General features: G+C 42.5%; 20 protein-coding genes. 8 read left to right on the top strand and 12 right to left on the bottom strand.

Annotation, left to right across the window (positions count from 1 at the left end; genetic code table 11):
* Positions 1-78: 78 nt before the first annotated feature.
* On the bottom strand, positions 79-351 hold the full coding sequence (locus JMX91_RS00370; RefSeq protein WP_201547134.1) for a type II toxin-antitoxin system HicB family antitoxin: 273 nt from the start codon (positions 349-351) through the stop codon (positions 79-81).
* 227 nt (positions 352-578) lie between these two features.
* Between JMX91_RS00370 and JMX91_RS00365 the strand changes: the two genes are divergently transcribed.
* A complete protein-coding gene (locus JMX91_RS00365) occupies positions 579-1,442 on the top strand; it encodes an SDR family NAD(P)-dependent oxidoreductase (protein WP_201547133.1) in 864 nt (287 codons plus the stop codon).
* Between the two features lie 126 nt (positions 1,443-1,568).
* A complete protein-coding gene (locus JMX91_RS00360; protein ID WP_201547451.1) occupies positions 1,569-2,618 on the top strand; it encodes a zinc-binding alcohol dehydrogenase family protein in 1,050 nt (349 codons plus the stop codon).
* A gap of 132 nt (positions 2,619-2,750) precedes the next feature.
* Here JMX91_RS00360 and JMX91_RS00355 read toward each other — a convergent pair whose 3' ends face one another.
* Positions 2,751-3,224, bottom strand: coding sequence for a winged helix-turn-helix transcriptional regulator (locus JMX91_RS00355; protein ID WP_201547132.1), 474 nt, complete (start codon positions 3,222-3,224; stop codon positions 2,751-2,753).
* A 102-nt stretch (positions 3,225-3,326) separates the two neighbouring features.
* Between JMX91_RS00355 and JMX91_RS00350 the strand changes: the two genes are divergently transcribed.
* Together JMX91_RS00350 and JMX91_RS00345 are read left to right on the top strand one after the other, a co-directional pair.
* On the top strand, positions 3,327-4,055 hold the full coding sequence (locus JMX91_RS00350) for an SDR family oxidoreductase (RefSeq protein ID WP_201547130.1): 729 nt from the start codon (positions 3,327-3,329) through the stop codon (positions 4,053-4,055).
* 64 nt (positions 4,056-4,119) lie between these two features.
* Positions 4,120-4,707: a 2-hydroxychromene-2-carboxylate isomerase gene (locus JMX91_RS00345; protein ID WP_201547128.1), complete on the top strand. Its 588-nt coding sequence runs from the start codon at positions 4,120-4,122 to the stop codon at positions 4,705-4,707.
* Positions 4,708-4,825: 118 nt separating this feature from the next.
* Here JMX91_RS00345 and JMX91_RS00340 read toward each other — a convergent pair whose 3' ends face one another.
* Positions 4,826-5,701 (bottom strand): MBL fold metallo-hydrolase, encoded by an 876-nt coding sequence (locus JMX91_RS00340; protein WP_201547126.1) that lies wholly within the window; start codon positions 5,699-5,701, stop codon positions 4,826-4,828.
* 147 nt (positions 5,702-5,848) lie between these two features.
* On the opposite strand from JMX91_RS00340, the gene JMX91_RS00335 reads away from it, so the two are divergent.
* Positions 5,849-6,742, top strand: a complete 894-nt coding sequence (locus JMX91_RS00335) for a LysR family transcriptional regulator (protein WP_201547124.1) — start codon at positions 5,849-5,851, stop codon at positions 6,740-6,742.
* A 240-nt stretch (positions 6,743-6,982) separates the two neighbouring features.
* Here the strand turns inward: JMX91_RS00335 and JMX91_RS00330 are convergent, their stop codons facing one another.
* Both JMX91_RS00330 and JMX91_RS00325 read right to left on the bottom strand, forming a co-directional pair.
* The gene (locus JMX91_RS00330; RefSeq protein WP_201547122.1) at positions 6,983-8,131 is read right to left on the bottom strand and encodes a DUF1624 domain-containing protein; all 1,149 of its coding nucleotides are present in this window, start codon (positions 8,129-8,131) and stop codon (positions 6,983-6,985) included.
* A gap of 188 nt (positions 8,132-8,319) precedes the next feature.
* The gene (locus JMX91_RS00325; protein WP_201547120.1) at positions 8,320-8,577 is read right to left on the bottom strand and encodes a hypothetical protein; all 258 of its coding nucleotides are present in this window, start codon (positions 8,575-8,577) and stop codon (positions 8,320-8,322) included.
* A gap of 162 nt (positions 8,578-8,739) precedes the next feature.
* Here JMX91_RS00325 and JMX91_RS00320 point away from each other — a divergent pair, with 162 nt between their 5' ends.
* On the top strand, positions 8,740-9,654 hold the full coding sequence (locus tag JMX91_RS00320; RefSeq protein WP_201547118.1) for a LysR family transcriptional regulator: 915 nt from the start codon (positions 8,740-8,742) through the stop codon (positions 9,652-9,654).
* 82 nt (positions 9,655-9,736) lie between these two features.
* On the opposite strand, the gene JMX91_RS00315 is transcribed toward JMX91_RS00320, so the two are convergent.
* The 6 genes from JMX91_RS00315 to pqqA all read right to left on the bottom strand — a co-directional run bounded on the left by JMX91_RS00315 (position 9,737) and on the right by pqqA (position 14,093).
* Positions 9,737-10,786 (bottom strand): dipeptidase, encoded by a 1,050-nt coding sequence (locus JMX91_RS00315; protein ID WP_201547116.1) that lies wholly within the window; start codon positions 10,784-10,786, stop codon positions 9,737-9,739.
* 2 nt (positions 10,787-10,788) lie between these two features.
* Positions 10,789-11,946, bottom strand: coding sequence for a pyrroloquinoline quinone biosynthesis protein PqqE (gene pqqE / locus JMX91_RS00310; protein ID WP_201547114.1), 1,158 nt, complete (start codon positions 11,944-11,946; stop codon positions 10,789-10,791).
* Positions 11,943-12,239 carry a pyrroloquinoline quinone biosynthesis peptide chaperone PqqD gene (pqqD, locus tag JMX91_RS00305; protein ID WP_201547112.1) on the bottom strand — a complete coding sequence of 99 codons (297 nt, stop codon included), beginning with the start codon at positions 12,237-12,239 and terminating at the stop codon, positions 11,943-11,945. The genes pqqE and pqqD overlap by 4 nt, the downstream gene beginning before the upstream one ends.
* Positions 12,236-12,994, bottom strand: coding sequence for a pyrroloquinoline-quinone synthase PqqC (gene pqqC / locus JMX91_RS00300; protein WP_201547110.1), 759 nt, complete (start codon positions 12,992-12,994; stop codon positions 12,236-12,238). The genes pqqD and pqqC overlap by 4 nt, the downstream gene beginning before the upstream one ends.
* Positions 12,995-13,035: 41 nt before the next feature.
* Positions 13,036-13,947 (bottom strand): pyrroloquinoline quinone biosynthesis protein PqqB, encoded by a 912-nt coding sequence (gene pqqB / locus JMX91_RS00295; protein ID WP_201547108.1) that lies wholly within the window; start codon positions 13,945-13,947, stop codon positions 13,036-13,038.
* Positions 13,948-14,018: 71 nt separating this feature from the next.
* Entirely contained in the window at positions 14,019-14,093 is a 75-nt protein-coding gene (gene pqqA / locus JMX91_RS00290; RefSeq protein WP_082894360.1) for a pyrroloquinoline quinone precursor peptide PqqA, read from the bottom strand.
* Positions 14,094-14,457: 364 nt separating this feature from the next.
* Between pqqA and JMX91_RS00285 the strand changes: the two genes are divergently transcribed.
* Together JMX91_RS00285 and JMX91_RS00280 are read left to right on the top strand one after the other, a co-directional pair.
* Complete coding sequence (locus JMX91_RS00285) at positions 14,458-14,709, top strand: hypothetical protein (protein WP_201547106.1); 252 nt, start codon at positions 14,458-14,460, stop codon at positions 14,707-14,709.
* 255 nt (positions 14,710-14,964) lie between these two features.
* A complete protein-coding gene (locus JMX91_RS00280; protein WP_201547104.1) occupies positions 14,965-15,201 on the top strand; it encodes a hypothetical protein in 237 nt (78 codons plus the stop codon).
* 165 nt (positions 15,202-15,366) lie between these two features.
* On the opposite strand, the gene JMX91_RS00275 is transcribed toward JMX91_RS00280, so the two are convergent.
* The gene (locus JMX91_RS00275; protein WP_201547102.1) at positions 15,367-16,263 is read right to left on the bottom strand and encodes a 3-hydroxyacyl-CoA dehydrogenase; all 897 of its coding nucleotides are present in this window, start codon (positions 16,261-16,263) and stop codon (positions 15,367-15,369) included.
* Positions 16,264-16,731: the final 468 nt, after the last annotated feature.

Here is a 16,731-nt window from a genome sequence, read left to right as displayed (position 1 = left end):
ATATTACTTGTCCGTTTTGTTATATGAATTTTTTTAGTTCATTTATTATATCTGACAGGCATGAGCGATTCTTTGATGTCATTCATATAGCTCATGTATCTGAATATCTACTATTGCCCAATCCATTCCTTCAAAATCTAAATTATCTTTATGTCTAGTATTATCGGTAGGTAGAGGAATGGCTTCGCCATCTTCTATTAATCCTTTTAGATGGAGCATAATCGCTTCTTTAGCATTATTAAAGATATCTGCACGTTCATCGCTGGCTGAATAGCAACCCATTATGTCTGGGATAAATATGCCATAAGCTGTTGTTTCATTACTTGGTGTAATTGCTATGGGATACTGCATTGAACATTCCTCATGAAGTTTGAACTTAAGTATAACTTGAAATTGTTTAGATAATGCTCTACATAACCCCTTAAATATAACTCGCTTTCAAAATTATATTGAAAGTGTTTTAGGTGATGGCTACTGTTTAACCCACAACACTTTCATTACAATGAGCGCTATCACGACGGATAAAATAGAACAGGTATCCAAAACTGAAACAATAATTCAAACAATAAGGGCGGTTTATGACTCTGAATACCACTAAAACAATTTTAATTACTGGCAGCACAGATGGCATTGGCAAATTGGCAGCGCTAAAACTGGCAGAAGCTGGGCACCAAGTGTACTTGCATGGCCGCGATGCTGACAAACTTGCTAGCGTCATTGCAGAAGTTCAAGCAGTCGCGACAGGCGCAGCAGTAGATAATATTGATGGGTTTGTGGCTGATTTTTCTGATCTAACGGATGTGCTAAAGATGGCAGCAGACGTCAATGAAAAACTGCCAAAGCTTGATGTGCTCATAAATAACGCAGGGGTTTATACCACGGCATCAGCATTGACTAAAGACGGTTTGGATGTACGTTTCGTAGTCAATTACCTAGCGCCTTATGAGCTGACCAATGCTTTATTACCTTTGCTCAAGCAGTCTGATAAAGCGCGTATCGTGAACTTAAGCTCAGCTGCGCAAGCGTCAATATCTTATCAAGCACTTGCAGGCCAGACCCGCCTCGATGATAAGAATGCTTATGCCCAAAGTAAGCTGGCACTCACGATGTGGAGTATGGCATTAGCTGACACCGTCGCTAGCAACGATATCAATGTCATCGCCGTCAATCCAGGCTCGCTACTGAACACAAAAATGGTCGATGAGGCGTATGGTCAATATTGGTCATCAGCAGACAAGGGCGCAAATATCCTAGCTGCATTGGCCATCTCAGATGAGTTCGCTAACGATACTGGTAAATACTTTGATAACGATATAACAGATGGCGCACATGGCGATGCAAGAGGGGCGTTTGGTCGACCACATGCTGATGCTCTAAACCAAGCAGCCATTGCAGAGCTTGAGCAGCAGACTCAGACAGTATTGCAGTCAATTTTTGCATAAGATGCCTAAAACTTACATTTAGCAGTATTAATGAATTTCGAACAATTAAACCATTACTAACTACATTTTCAAATTTCATTATTAAAAACTTTTTCATTAAAAACAGGACACAGTATTATGCAAACTATCAAAGCCATTGGTTATCAAAACAATCTACCTATCGATAATGAACAATCGCTACAAGACATCACCCTTGATAAGCCAATTGCTTCAGGCCGCGATATTCTCGTGGAAGTGAAAGCCATATCAGTCAATCCAGTAGATTATAAAATCCGTGAAGGGCGACCTGCCGCAGAGGGTGAGTATGCTGTTATTGGTTGGGATGCTGCTGGTACTGTGACGGCTGTCGGTGAAGACGTCAGCTTATTCTCAGTAGGCGACAACGTCTATTATGCTGGAGATTTGACCCGTTCAGGCAGCAATGCTGAATATCAGTTGGTCGATGAGCGTATCGTTGGACACATGCCAGCCTCTTTGTCTTTCGCTGAGGCAGCGGCATTACCACTCACGACGATTACAGCTTGGGAGATGTTATTTGACCGTTTACAAGTGCCTGTCTCTGATAGCAAAGCGAATGTCAGCGGTAGTAGCGAGAATGCTAATAACGTCTCAGTATTGGTCATTGGCGCAGCGGGCGGTGTTGGATCTATCTTAACTCAGTTATTAAAAACAAGAACGTCGGCCACGATTATTGGTACGGCTTCGAGAGATGAGAGCGTGCAGTGGCTCAAAGATTTGGGTGCTGATTATGTCATCAATCACCGCAACCCATTGTCTGATGAACTGCAAAAAACAGGTATTGCTGAAGTAGACTACGTGGTGAGTCTCAATAATACTGAAGATCATTATGAAGAAATCATTAAATGCTTAAAGCCGCAGGGTAAGCTTGGACTGATTGATGATCCAAAATCACTAGATGCCAACCCTCTTAAAACCAAAAGCTTAAGCCTGCATTGGGAATTTATGTTTGCACGCTCAATGTTCAATACGCCAGACATGATTGAACAACATCATTTATTAAATGCAGTGGCAAAATTGATTGATGCAGGCGAGATCAAAACCACGGTTGCTCACAATTTTGGGACTATCACCGCTGAACATCTACGCAGTGCGCACCAAATGCTAGAAAAACAGCAAGCGCATGGCAAGATTGTATTAGAAGGCTGGTCTGCATAACGCCATTTAGATTAAAAGTTAACAAGGTTTCGGAACACTTTAGGCTGAAGCACAGTACAACCGTAAAAGGTTAATTTTTTTAGATAAAGTGTTCTGATATCTAGCTCCAGTGATTCATAAACCGCTACTATATTAAATACTCACTTCATCATTACCGATCCATTTGGGTCCTATCTCAACCTTAATATCACGTGCGGTAACGGCTTCGGCGCACTCGGAGCACACTGTCACAGGATGCATAATGTGACCGCATGCCTTGTGTCTATGCAACAGCGGTGCCCCGCGTTCATCAGCCATGTGTTTATCACCCCAACTGACCAATGCCAGTACGACAGAGTGCAAATCTAATCCACACTCGGTCAGTCTATATTCCTCACGTAGCGGCCGCTGCTGATAGGCGACTCTTTTTAAAATATCGTATTCAACCAATTTACGAAGACGGTTAGATAGGACATGACGTGTAATGCCTAAGCGTTGCTCAAATACGTCGAATCGTCTGACTCCCAAAAAACAATCACGTAAAATCATGAGCGTCCAACGATCACCAATGACTGCTAAAGTGCGAGCCACTGAGCAAGACTGTTTGTCCAGTTCATCCCAGCGCATAGGTTATCTCCTTTATCTTTAAGCTATAGGTTAGCTTGACAGGGTCCAAAAATAAAGCTATGTTTTTGTTAGTTCTAAAAAGGAACCTGTAAGGAAATAGACATGAACAAAGCACCCGTAGCAGTTGTAATCGGCGCAGGCGATGCCACTGGCAGTGCTGTTGCCAAACGTTTCGCGCGCGAAGGTTTTACTTTGTGCGTGACCAGAAGGACTGTTGAGAAGCTAGAGGCATTAGTCAGTGATATCGAAGCGGCTGGAGGAGTAGTCAAGCCATTTGGTTGTGATGCGCGTATCGAGCAAGAGATGGTTGAGCTGTTTGCTCATATTGAAAAAGACATTGGGCCGATTGAAGTAGTAGTGTTTAACATCGGGGCAAACGTTCATTTCTCTATCTTAGATACGACAGAGAGGGTCTATCGAAAAGTGTGGGAGATGGGTGCCTTGGCTGGATTTTTGACAGGTAGAGAAGCAGCAAAAGTCATGATTCCACGTGAGAAAGGCACAATTATTTTTACGGGTGCAACAGCGTCTTTACGCGGTAGTAAGGGTTTTTCAGCTTTTGCTAGTGCTAAGTTTGCTCTACGGGCTCTGGCACAAAGCATGGCGCGCGAGTTGGGACCTAAAGGCATCCATGTCGCACACCCTATCATTGACGGTGCTATTGATACTGACTTTATTCGTGACAACTTTCCTGAGCGCTATGAGCTGAAAGACCAAGACGGTATTTTAAATCCAGAACATATCGCTGAGCAGTATTGGCAGTTGCATTGTCAGCCAAGAGATAGCTGGACACATGAGCTGGATTTACGCCCATGGATGGAAACTTTTTAATCCTATCTGGTTAATAACCATCAAAATTTTAATGGACTTTTAATCTATTGCAAGGAATGCCAAGATGAGTAAACAAGTAGAGTTTTTCTTTGATGTGGGTAGCCCAGCCAGTTACTTGGCATGGACTCAATTAGCGAGTATCGCGCAGCGCCACAATGCCGAGGTCGTTTGGCGACCTATGTTACTTGGCGCAGTGTTTCAAGCCGTTGGTAATACCTCACCAGCTGCCGTACCTGCTAAAGGCGCTTATATGCTCAAAGACCTTAAGCGTTTTTCAGCCATCTATGACGTACCTTTTCGCTTCAATCCATTTTTCCCAGTCAATACGATGCAGCTTATGCGCGGTGTTACCGCTTATTTGGGGACACCCAAATTTGAGAGTTATTTATCCGCTGTCTTTAATGGGCTATGGGCTGAAAAGTTAAATATGGAATCACCAGAAGTCGTGGCTGAGGTTTTGTCGAAAGTAGGCATTGATGTGACTGATTTTATGGCGCGTATTAGTGAGCCTGAGGTTAAGACGCGTTTAAAATCTAGTACCGAAGAAGCAGTAGCACGAGGCGTATTTGGGGCACCAAGCTTCTTTGTAAAAGGTGAGATGTTTTTTGGTCAAGACCGTTTGAGCTTTATTGAAGATGCTTTGAGAGACTGAGATCATCAAAAGTACTGGCGTATGCTGATTGACCAATCATTCATACGCCAGCACTTTGACACTCGTATTTTGCTAACAGACTTATCAAATAATGATATTTTTATCTAATAGTCCGTATTTACCACTTCATTTCACCTGTATTTACTTTACTGCCTATTTGTAAATTAGTATCCCCAGATAACGCGGGATAAGCTGCTTCCATAGTAGAAATCACTTTTTCTGACTGTTTAGAGTCTTGCTTTTTTGCCTCATCCAGTGCTTGCTCAAAGGTTTTTAGATAACTGAGAGTGAAATCAACAGCATAGTCTTTTTTGAGTAGGTTGCCCGAATAGTGACCTGGTATCACAAGGTTTGGCTCTAATTGCTTCATTTGTTCTAACGATTGCATCCACTCGCTACGAGCTTCTTTAGTTTGGGTATCAGCAGTCCACACATGCATACCTGATGTTACCGACACACCGCCGAACACAGTTTTTGACTCTGGTACCCACATGTATGCTTGATGGGTTCCCATCTCTTTGATTTCAATTTTGTGACCTTCTAGGGTCAGTGTAGACTGATCAAGGGTTTGCGGTACTGTGATCTTGGTAGGCGCATGCTTGCCAAGGATTGGACCCCAATGCTTTAATTTTGCATCTTTAGTCGTCTCAATGTGTTCAATAATCGAAGGGCTAGACATAACCTTCACATTAGGGAAGGCTTTGACTAAAGGCTGAAGACCGAAATAATAATCTGGATCGCCTGCCGTGATATAAATCATTTTTAGGTCTTTATTACTTTTTTTGATCATATCAACCAATGCTTCACCATCTTTAACACTAAACTGTGCATCGAACAAAATAGCATCTTTCTCGCCACTTGCCAGCACAGAGGTCACTGGGAAAATAGCATTTTGATCAGGTTTATATGCTTGCAGTTGTAGATCGGCTGCGTTTACTTGGGTTGCGAGCAGTAGCACACTGGCCGCCATAGAAGCTGTCATTAATTTTTTCATAGTTCACCTATATTTTCGTTTGAGTAAATAGACCGCGTTAATAGCGGTATTCGTTGTTAGTGGCTATTCTATTCGATTGTATTTCGTTTAAATACGCTATAATTCGGCATTTACTGTTTCAGTTTTCGCGCAAATAAGGATGTAGAGATGGATAGGCTGACCGCGTTGCAGGTGTTTATTACGATCGTCGAGCAAGGTAGCTTGAGCCGTGCCGCGGACAATTTAGACATGTCTAGAGCTAAGGTAACGCGCTATCTGACAGAGCTTGAGAGCTGGATGGATATGCGCTTATTACATCGCACTACTCGAAGTCTGAGCCTCACTGCACCTGGTGAGCAGACTCTTGAGGTGGCGTACCAGTTGCTTGAATTGACTGACTCGTTGGATCAGATACGCAATCAAAATACTTTGGAGCTAAAAGGTCAGCTGCGAATCACTGCCAGCTTTTCGCTGATTGATAGCCTTTTGATGGATGTGGTTGGTCGCTTTGTTTCTCACTGGCCCCGAACAGCAATTGATATTCTTACCACTGATGATTCGGTCAATTTAGTTGATGCCCGTATTGACTTGGCGATTCGTATCACCAATGACTTGGAGCCAAATGTCGTTGCCAGACGTATCGGTGAGTGCCACTCTATCGTATGCGCTGCACCTGAGTATTTACAACGGCGTGGCAGACCTACAGATGTACAGTCGCTTGTACATCACAACTGTCTATCGTTTGCGTATTTTGGACGGTCTGCATGGGTGTTTGACGGGCCAAATGGTTTAGAATCTGTTCCTATCTCTGGCAATATCAGCGCCAATATCTCTGAAGTCTTGCTCTCTGCCACGTTGCGTGGACATGGGATTAGTTTACAACCATCTGGCGCAGTCAAGTCTTTGATTGCATCTGGACAACTTATTGAGTTATTGCCTGAATGGAAACCCAAAACCTTGGGTGTTTATGTGGTTTATGCCAATCGAAAGCAGGTGACACCACTACAAAGAAAATTTATTGACTTTCTCGCTGAAGAAATAAAGTGTTCGCCTTATTGGTAGCAAGTAATGGATGGATCGATCGGAATGTTTATTTATATTTATTTTGAAAACAACATAGTAGATTAATAAGAAATTTTATTAAAAAACGTCAGAAACTCAAACGGTCAATAGCAACGCTAAAATAATGCTTATTGACCATTCGATAAGGTTTAGACTTTGCTATATCCCATATAGGACGGCCAAGCCTGCTAAAAGGATTTTTGATTTCTTATATAGTTCTTATATCGTTGGGAGCTATCGCTATAAATACTTGAGGATAGTAATGTGCTTATTACTATGTTTGAATTTGGCAAAAGCACGCATTAAAGGATACAGTAAAATGCTCAGTGCAATCGCAATGAACCAAAGTGTACTGACGTTATTTACACCAAAATATTCTCCATGCGTCATACCGAACTGTTGAACGGCAAATACATACAGCAGTTTCAATACATAGAGATGTACGATATAAAAAAACATTGGCACAGAACCGATGACTACCAGTGGTTTTATCCATAATTTGGTTTCAATTTTTTGGAGCATCACTAATAAAACCAGTCCTATGCCCACATTCCACAATATAAAGAGTAACGACGGTGGATATTTGGTGAGATTCATAAAGCTCATGAAGGTTCCACTCAGAGTGGGCATCATCAGCCATGCTTGATCGCCGTATACATTGGCCAGTCGCAGTACCACAAATAACGCGATACTCACCATGCCAAATGTAAGTAACGTACGATTTCTCTTTTGCACAGACGTAGAGTCACCGAACACAGATGTACCGATACAGTAGCCCAGTATGATAACGCCAATCCAAGGTAGTACAGGATAAGAGGTTCTAAAACGAATCACCTCACCAAACTCAATCCAGCCGCGTTCATGAAGTATCAGCCACAGTTGATGGACGATAGGAATGTCGGCAAAGGAGACGGTATCTAGTAAGTTATGACCAAATATAATCACCAAGCTGAGTAGCCACAGCCATTTTTTAGGCAGACCAATAACTGCCGAGAGCGCAATCATACTGAAGCCAATCGCCCATATCACTTGGAGATACACCACGTCAGGTGGAAATTGTGCTGTCCAAGCAAAATTAATTACAATCAGCTCCAAAAACACCAAAAAAAGCCCGCGTTTGATTAAAAATTCGCGGGTCATTTGAATACTATTGTGTTTGTGTTGGTACAAATAAGCAGACAGTCCCGTCAGTAACACAAAAACAGGTGCACATAAATGGGCAATCATTCGGCTGAAAAACAGGGGTTCATCCGTTCCTGGTATTACCATTGGATCAGGAACTTGATGGTGTAAGTAAAAGGTCTCTCGAACATGATCCACCATCATGATGAGCATCACAAGCCCTCGAAGTGCGTCAATCGCTTGTAACCGTTGAAAAGGTGTCGCCATACAATAGCCTTTGTATAGTTAAAATGAAACATTATAACATATCAATTATTAGCTACTACTGATTTAAGTACGTATTTTCGCAGAGGTGCTCACTCATTTGGATGTTTATGCTTGTCTTAACCTTTTATGCTGTGTCTGACCTAACAATAGCGTACCGCTGTTAAAACGGTGCGAAATTATCAGGCTGACTATGCGTAGCAGTCAGTCCAACGTTGAGTGGCATCAATACGACTATTAAGCCCAACTCCTCGTGGTACTTGCATATTATCGCCATACAGCCAAAGCACCATATTGGTACGTTTGCCACTAGTGATTGGATGTGCGGCGTGTGGCACCGAGCCTCTATGAATAATCGCCATGCCAGGTTTAAATATGGCGCGTTTGGTTTGCCCTAAGTATCCTGTGTGCTCGTAGGCCGTATTATAGTATCCATCGTGTATCTCCAAATGTGTGAGTAAACCTTATAGGTGCATGCTACTATAATTAATGATTTTGATAATCAGCAGGTTTAGAGAAACAGTTTCAATAATTTTTATATAATGATGAGGCTAGCAGCAGCAAGCGATGGTGGTTGCTAAGTTAGACGTTAATTGAGCGAAGGCATGACGATGAAAAATTTGCAGGATTTACGTATTTTTATTGAGACCGCTCGCTTAGGTAGCCTATCTGCCTGTGCTCGGCACTTAGATCTGTCGCCTGCAGTTGTGAGTGCAGCGGTCAAGCGATTAGAAGCGGAAATTGAGACGGTATTATTTGTTCGCTCTACTCGTAGGCTGCGTCTAACTAGCAAGGGGGAGCAATATTTAAAGCATTGCCGAGATGCGGTGGCTATTTTAGACAACGCTTATGCAGGACTACATGACAATGATGCTGAACTGACGGGTACCATTCGACTGTCGGCATCATCAGATTTGGGACGAAACTTAATTTTGCCGTGGTTGGACGATTTTATAGACATTCACCCAAAAGTGACGGTGCAGCTACATATGTCAGACAGCTATGTGGACTTGTACGGTCAGCAGATTGATTTGGCACTACGTTACGGCGCACCCAAAGATTCATCACTGGTCGCATTACCCATAGTGTTGAATAATCGCCCTATACTGTGTGCGTCAAAGGAGTATTTGAGCAAAGTTGATAAGGATATTGGTATCCCAAAAATGCCGGAAGATTTGTCGCAGCATAATTGCTTACGTTTGGGGCATGATGAAAAATATTTGAGCGAGTGGACTTTTGAGAAAGCGGGCAAGACTAAACGTGTGGCAGTGGATGGCAATCGCAGAAGTAAAGACGGTGACGTTGTACGCCGCTGGGCAGTGGCGGGTAAAGGCATCGCATTAAAGTCTCAGTTAGATATCGCCGGCGATTTAAAGGCAGGGAGACTGGTCGAGGTGGAGTTGGACGGCTGGCAAGTGGCCAACTATCCACTATATTTGATTTGTCCAGAGCGGCGCTTAATCGATCCATTATTTAATGCGGTCAAAGAATACTTGATTGAACGGGTAGAGCAGGTATTAAGGTAAAACGAAAACTAATTATTACCCTGTTTGAACAGACGAGCAAAACAGCAATTCCTAGACAGTAATTACTTGATGGGTATTATAATTATTGCCATACCTTATCAAGCACCGTAAACCAGTTTTTTGACGTTACCTTTTCAATAAGTTGGTTTGAGAAGTGACGTTGTTGCATTCGCTCAATCAGCATAGAGATTTGACTGATATCAGATAACTCATCAGGTAGTAAGCAACCATCGAAATCAGAGCCAAACCCAACATGATCTTCGCCTAGATGGTCGATCAGATAATCGAGATGGTCGACAATCACATCGAGTGATGTTTGCGTATTACGTTGCCCATCTGCACGAAGAAACGCCACATCGAAATTCACCCCAACCAAACCATCGCTTTGTTTAATAGCAGCCAGCTGTTGATCGGTCAAGTTCCGTGCTTGCTGACATAGAGCATGTGCATTGGAGTGTGTCGCCACAATAGGCTGGCAGGCAATCTCTAGCGTATCCCAAAAAGCACGCTCATTCATATGCGACACGTCGATCAGCATATGCTTGTCATGACAGGCCAAAACAAGCGCTTTGCCCTGAGCAGTCAGACCAGATCCAGTATCTGGAGAGTGTGGAAAGGATGCATTCAAGCCATCACCAAAGAGGCTCTTTCTATTCCATAGTGGGCCAATGCTTCTAAGCCCCGCCTCATAAAACACATCCAGCAGGTCAGGCTGTATGGCTAAAAACTCAGCACCTTCCAAATGCAAAACGATAGCTAATTGTTGATTCTGCTGACAGGCTTTGATTTGTTCTAGCGAGGTGCAAATTTGGATTTGACCATCAGATCTTGCCTGTAATTGCTGTGCAAACGCCAACTGAGCGCAGCAAATATCGACGATTTCTTGCGGAGTAAAGTCTGAGTTTGTAGGAGTAAATAGTTTTTCAGGATGGTTGTTTTTCACATAAGCATAGGGCGGCAAGAAGATAGAAAATAATCCGCCCATCCAATTCGCTTCTTTGCAACGTTGTAAATCCAAATGCCCCGGTAACGTACCATAAATGAAATCATGCACTGGATCGGCAGCTGAACTTAGCCATAGACGAGTTAATAGATCATTATGACCGTCAAAAATTATGGGCTGGTTATTCATCATTAATCCGTAACCGTACGCGTGGGAATCAGTTGCTCTTGACTCATACTTAATCGTTTAGAGTTTTTAGGATTGCGAAAGCGCAGTTCTTCAAAAGGTACAGGCGTCTCGCTGTTGATACGCGCCTCCTCAATCAGGTAGTGATAAGGCGACTTGCCACAGACAGGATCGGCATTTTTGGCGTCCCCAGTTAGCATAAAGGCTTGGCAACGGCAGCCACCATAATCGCGCTCTTTATCTGGGCAGCTTTGGCAGATGTCGGGCATCCAGTCGTCACCGCGAAACTGATTGAAGCTTGCAGATTCATACCAAATATCTGACAGTGGAGTATGTCGTACATTAGGAAACTGTATTGGCATTTGTCTGGCAGCATGACAAGGTAGGGCTGTACCGTCTGGTGCGACTGTTAAGAAAATCTTGCCCCAGCCATCCATACAAGGTTTCGGACGTTCTTCGTAATAGTCAGGCACCACGAAAATAAGTTTGCACTTAATACCACGTTCTTCAATCTGCTTGCGGTATTCATTGGTAATGCGTTCAGCTCGGACCACTTGCGCTTTGGTTGGCAATAGACCTTCTATGTTTTCAAACGCCCAACCATAAAACTGACAAATAGCCAGCTCGACCGTGTCGGCTTCTAGCTCTAAGCAGAGATCAATAATCTGGTCAATCTGATCGATGTTTTGCCGATGAATGACAAAGTTAAGTACCATCGGGTAATCGTACTGTTTGACCAGACGTGACATCTCATACTTTTGCTCAAAGGCATGTTTTGAACCTGCCAAGGCATTGTTCACCGTTGGATCGCTGGCTTGGAAGCTGATCTGGATATGCTGAAGACCTGCTTCTTTTAAACGCGCAATCCGAGCTTCGGTCAATCCCATACCTGATGTTATCAAGTTAGTATAAAAGCCTTGATTGTGCGCATAAGCGACCAGCTCTTCTAGGTCTTGGCGAACCAGTGGTTCACCGCCAGAAAAACCAAGCTGCACCGCGCCCATTTTACGCGCCTGATCAAACACATCAAACCACTCTTGCGTCGTTAGCTCATCTTTATACTGAGCATAATCAATAGGGTTTGAGCAATAAGGGCATTGTAAGGGGCAGCGATAGGTCAGCTCAGCAAGCAGCCATAGCGGTAGGCCGACTGGCGTATTCATACTAAATCAATCCAATGTTCACGCTGGGCGACCAGCATATATTCGATGATGTCTTGCTCGATTTCGGGAATATCGCCAAACATAGCTTGCACCTTTTGGATAATATCAGCAATGGACGCTTGACCATCAATATGTTGCCCAATGATGCTGGCACTGTCATTGAGCTTAATCATACCCTCAGGGTAGAGCAAGACATACGCGTTTTGCGCAGGCTCAAACTGAAAACGATAACCGTGACGCCATACCGGTACGATGGATTGATCCAGCTTAGGTAAACTAGCAGGTATACTCATTTAAACAATCCTTTATGCCAAACATTGTCAGTGGTAACGCTTTGATAAGGAGCTTGGTTATGCACATAGGCTAGGCTCAAGGCATCCAAGATCGTCCATAAGATATCGAGCTTAAACTGTAGGATCTCAAGCATACGCTCTTGTTGCCCGGCTGTTTTAAACGAGTCGAGTGTGATGGTCAGACCATGCTCAACATCGCGGCGCGCTTGACTCAAGCGTGAGCGGAAATAGGTATAGCCTTGCTCCTTTATCCAAGGGTAATGCTTGGGCCAAGACTCTAAACGTGACTGATGAATCTGCGGGGCAAACAACTCTGTAAGTGAGCTACTCGCCGCTTCTCGCCATGACGTCCGCCGCGCAAAGTTCACATAAGCATCGACGGCAAAACGCACACCCGGTAGCACTAGCTCTTCAGAAATCACTTGCTCACGAGTCAAACCAACTGCTTCTGCCAGACCCAACCACGCTTCACGGCCGCCGCCGTCAGGATAGACGCCATCTTGATCAATCATGCGCTGAATCCATTCTTGACGCACGCGCTGATCAGGACAGTTTGCCATAATGGCCGCATCTTTCAATGGGATATTGATCTGATAATAAAAACGGTTGGCGACCCACGCTTGGATCTGCTGCTGGGTCGCTTTGCCTTCGTGCATCATAATATGAAAAGGATGGTAAATATGATAATACTGACCCTTAGCCATAATCGCTTGTTCAAACGCTTCTGGGCTTAGCGCTGTGTTTTCTTCTTGCATTGTTCTCACCTTACGATTGCTGTTTTGCCTTACCGTTTGTATTAAAGCTCAATCTGCATACCATCAAATGCTACTTCAACACCATGTTGTTTTAATGTCGCGGCTTGTTCAGACTGTTCATTCAATATCGGGTTGGTATTATTAATATGGATCAGCACCTTACGAGCGTTATCCAACTGATCTAAATAATGTAGCGAGCCGTCTTCACCACTAATATGTAAATGCCCCATGTCTTGGCCGGTCTTTGTACCGACGCCGCACTCTTGCATTTCATTGTCTGTCCATAGCGTACCGTCAATCATCACGCAATCAGAGGCGCGCATGATCTGCATAACGTCATCATCAATTTTGCCCAAACCTGGCGCATAAAAGAGTTGTTTTTGTGTTTTTACATCTTTCACAATTAGCGCAATATTGTCACCATCATGCGGGTCATTGCGGTGCGGAGAGTAGGGCGGTGCAGAGCTTCTAATCACCAAAGGCGTCAATTCTAAATTGTCAAATCCTTCAATCTTAAACGTCTTTTCTGGATCAATTTGATTATATTGCAAGCCGCCATTCCAGTGCTTCAACATGTTAAAGAGAGGAAATCCTGTCGTTAGATCTTGATAGACCATGTCAGTACACCAAACAGGCATTGGACAACCTTCACGCAGGGTCAATAGCCCCGTCGTATGGTCAAGTTGACTGTCCATCAAGACCACATTGGTGATGCCTGTATCTCTCAATTGACGTGCTGGCTGTGCTGCCTTGAACTCAAATAATTGTTGGCGGATATCAGGTGACGCGTTGAATAAGATCCAATCCACACCATTTTCTGATATGGCTATCGAAGATTGGGTACGGGTTTTTGCCTGAATCGTGCCTTGACGGACACCGTGGCAATTATCGCAGTTACAGTTCCACTGCGGGAAACCGCCACCAGCAGCTGAGCCTAAAACGTGAATATACATAAATCAATATTTCCAAAAAAATAAAAGCCCTAATCATCTAGGGCTTTTAATGGATTGAGTGCTAATGAGTTTTAGCGTGCTTCGAAATACATAGTAACTTCGAAACCGATACGAATGTCTTGAAAAGCTGGTTTGGTCCACTGCATGGGATTACTCCGGAACGATCTTACTATTTAAGAAGTAAGATTAATAAAGTGAATGAGTGATAAAGGGTAGTATAAGCTGCCCCCCGCTGTCAATTTCTTAGATGTTAGTAAAGCGTTAACGAGCATCGATTAAGCAGTCTTTTATAGCATAAATGAAAGCTGTTTTTTCGTGCTAAAAAGACAGTATATCGAGCATAAGATTAAAAATATCTTTGAATAGATTGAGTATAAATTCTAACTATAAAAAATCTGCTTGAAGTGAGTCAGGCGTATTTCGAGAACTTATGAGTTATACACGTATATTGCAAAAAACGAATTTATCTATAAAGTAATAGTTTAACTTGATAGATATTGGAGGCTTAAGATGATTGCTGAATTACAGGGCAGTGAGTTAACCAAAGCCATCTTGGAAAATGTCAGCAACTGTGTATGGTGTGCTGTCAGCAACGTCAGCGATGATTATGCTATAGCAACCATAGATAATGGTTACTACGAATTACTGGTTCCTATTGTAGCTTTCAATAACGACCAGTTCGTTTGTGATAAAGGTGATCTATGGGAGTACGCTGTCTCAGTAAAGAGAGTGGCACTTACTCATGATGATGTAGGGCTATAACTCATTATCAATATAATGACTGTTACGTTCTACATACAGATTAGTTTTACAGCCTATGCATGAAAATCTACCATCTGTCTACAACTTCTTGTTCTAGCTGACAATACATCTGTACTATCTATTTATAAGCTCATCTGTCTAACCACCAATATTTTTTAACGATAGATAAAACAGGTTCGAAGATGCTCAAGTAATTGCTGTTATTAAGCCACTTGTTTAGCTTACTAATCATTGTCATTGAATAGGAGTAACAACATGGATACAGTAATTGTTGGAAGCGAATTGACTCGTTCAATGCTTGAGGATGGTCATCAAAGTATATGGTGTGACGAGAGTGATGAGAACGCTCTAAAAGATCAGGTAGGTAATGACTTCACATCTCGCATTGTGGCTTTTGAAGACGGCCAGTTCTACTGTACGGGCGGTATGCCTTGGAAGTATGCAGTGCCAATTGAAATAATTGCATTGACGCGATATGACTTTTCTTTTTAGTGAACAAACATAACTTAGATAGGTTTGGATAGTTATCGCTGAAAGCAAACCCTAATATCAAGATATTTAGTTAGATAAAATGCGCAACTGACAAGGCCATTCAAGCGATGCAATATAAAGCTTGAATGGCCTTTTGTGTTTTAGATCCAGTTTGAAAGCTATCTATTATTTCAAAAATTCAGGGCGCATAAAGGCTGGGTTTGGATACGTATAAAATCCTTCACCAGTCGCGAATCCTAATTTGTTTTGATCGATTAATTGCTTTTTTAAATATTGAGCAGCCTTGAACCTCACAGGATTTTGAGTTTTTTCAGCAGATAGTTTTGTGATGTTGTAGGCAGTGTTGATACCGATAGTGTCCAATATGGCAAAGGGGCCTGACGGCGCGCCAGTTACTATCATCCACGTTTTATCTATCGTATGTGGATCGGCAACTTCTTTTGCAACCAACTGCAAAGCTGCATCTATAAAAGGCGCCAACAAACTGTTCATGATATAGCCGGGTTGCTCCTTATCCAGCGGCATTGCCACCATACCGATGGCAGTAGCAAAAGCAACAACCTCATCAAATACTTTAGGATCTGTGCCAGGATGCCCCATGATTTCGGCGACATTATGCATCCAAATTTTATTGGCAAAGTGTAGCGCTAAAAACTGAGCAGGTCGTCCCGTTGATTCTGCAAACTGACTAGGAAGTAAGGTTGAGGTATTGGTCGCAAAGATGGTTTTCTCTGGCGCTAGTTTGGCAAGTTTTTCATAAAATTCGATTTTAATTTCAGGAATTTCGGGTATGGCTTCAATCATTAGGTCAGCATCTTTGACCGCTTCTGCTAAATCTGAGGTATAGCTTAGATTATCAAAAGCCTTATCCAACTGCTCTTGAGTTGCCCTCAGATCCTTTCTAAAAGCCTTGCACATCAATTGAAATTTTGACTTTGCTTTTTCTAAAACCTCATCATTGATGTCATAGACACTGACATTAAAACCATGAAATGCGGCCTGAAAAGCAATTTGATAGCCTAGGATGCCGCTTCCCGCGACAGTTACATTTTTATACGTCATTGTATTTATTTCCTAATAGTAGTGGACATAAGTTGCTAGATAAATGTCTAGAACTTATAGATCTATTATTAGATGGTTTTTCTTAATTATTCAACCTTCATTTTTATAAAAACATTAAAGAAAACCCAAAAATATCGCTATGCAGGTATCAGATAATTTCACATCACTTGACTTATTATTTTATTAAACAATTCAACAGTTTAATAATAATATTACTAACTTTACACCTGAGTATTTTATGATAATTGAAGGCTAGTTTCATATCAGAACGACATTTTTAATGACTGTTGATGTCAAAATCCTATCTACGTGAAGAATGACATAAGCAGTGATGTAGGAAGAAAATCGCATTTAACGTATTAAACATGCAAGGCAGGCTATTATCCCTATCATTATTCTTACGTATGAACCCGTTGACACATTCGAAGGTTTACACCTGTATCATGCGCCATTTTTCAACTATGCCAT

This window comes from Psychrobacter sp. Pi2-1, from assembly GCF_904846645.1.
Taxonomy (GTDB): Bacteria; Pseudomonadota; Gammaproteobacteria; order Pseudomonadales; family Moraxellaceae; genus Psychrobacter.
Note: the sequence above shows the minus strand (reverse complement) of the source record. Positions and strands in the feature narration are given on the sequence as shown.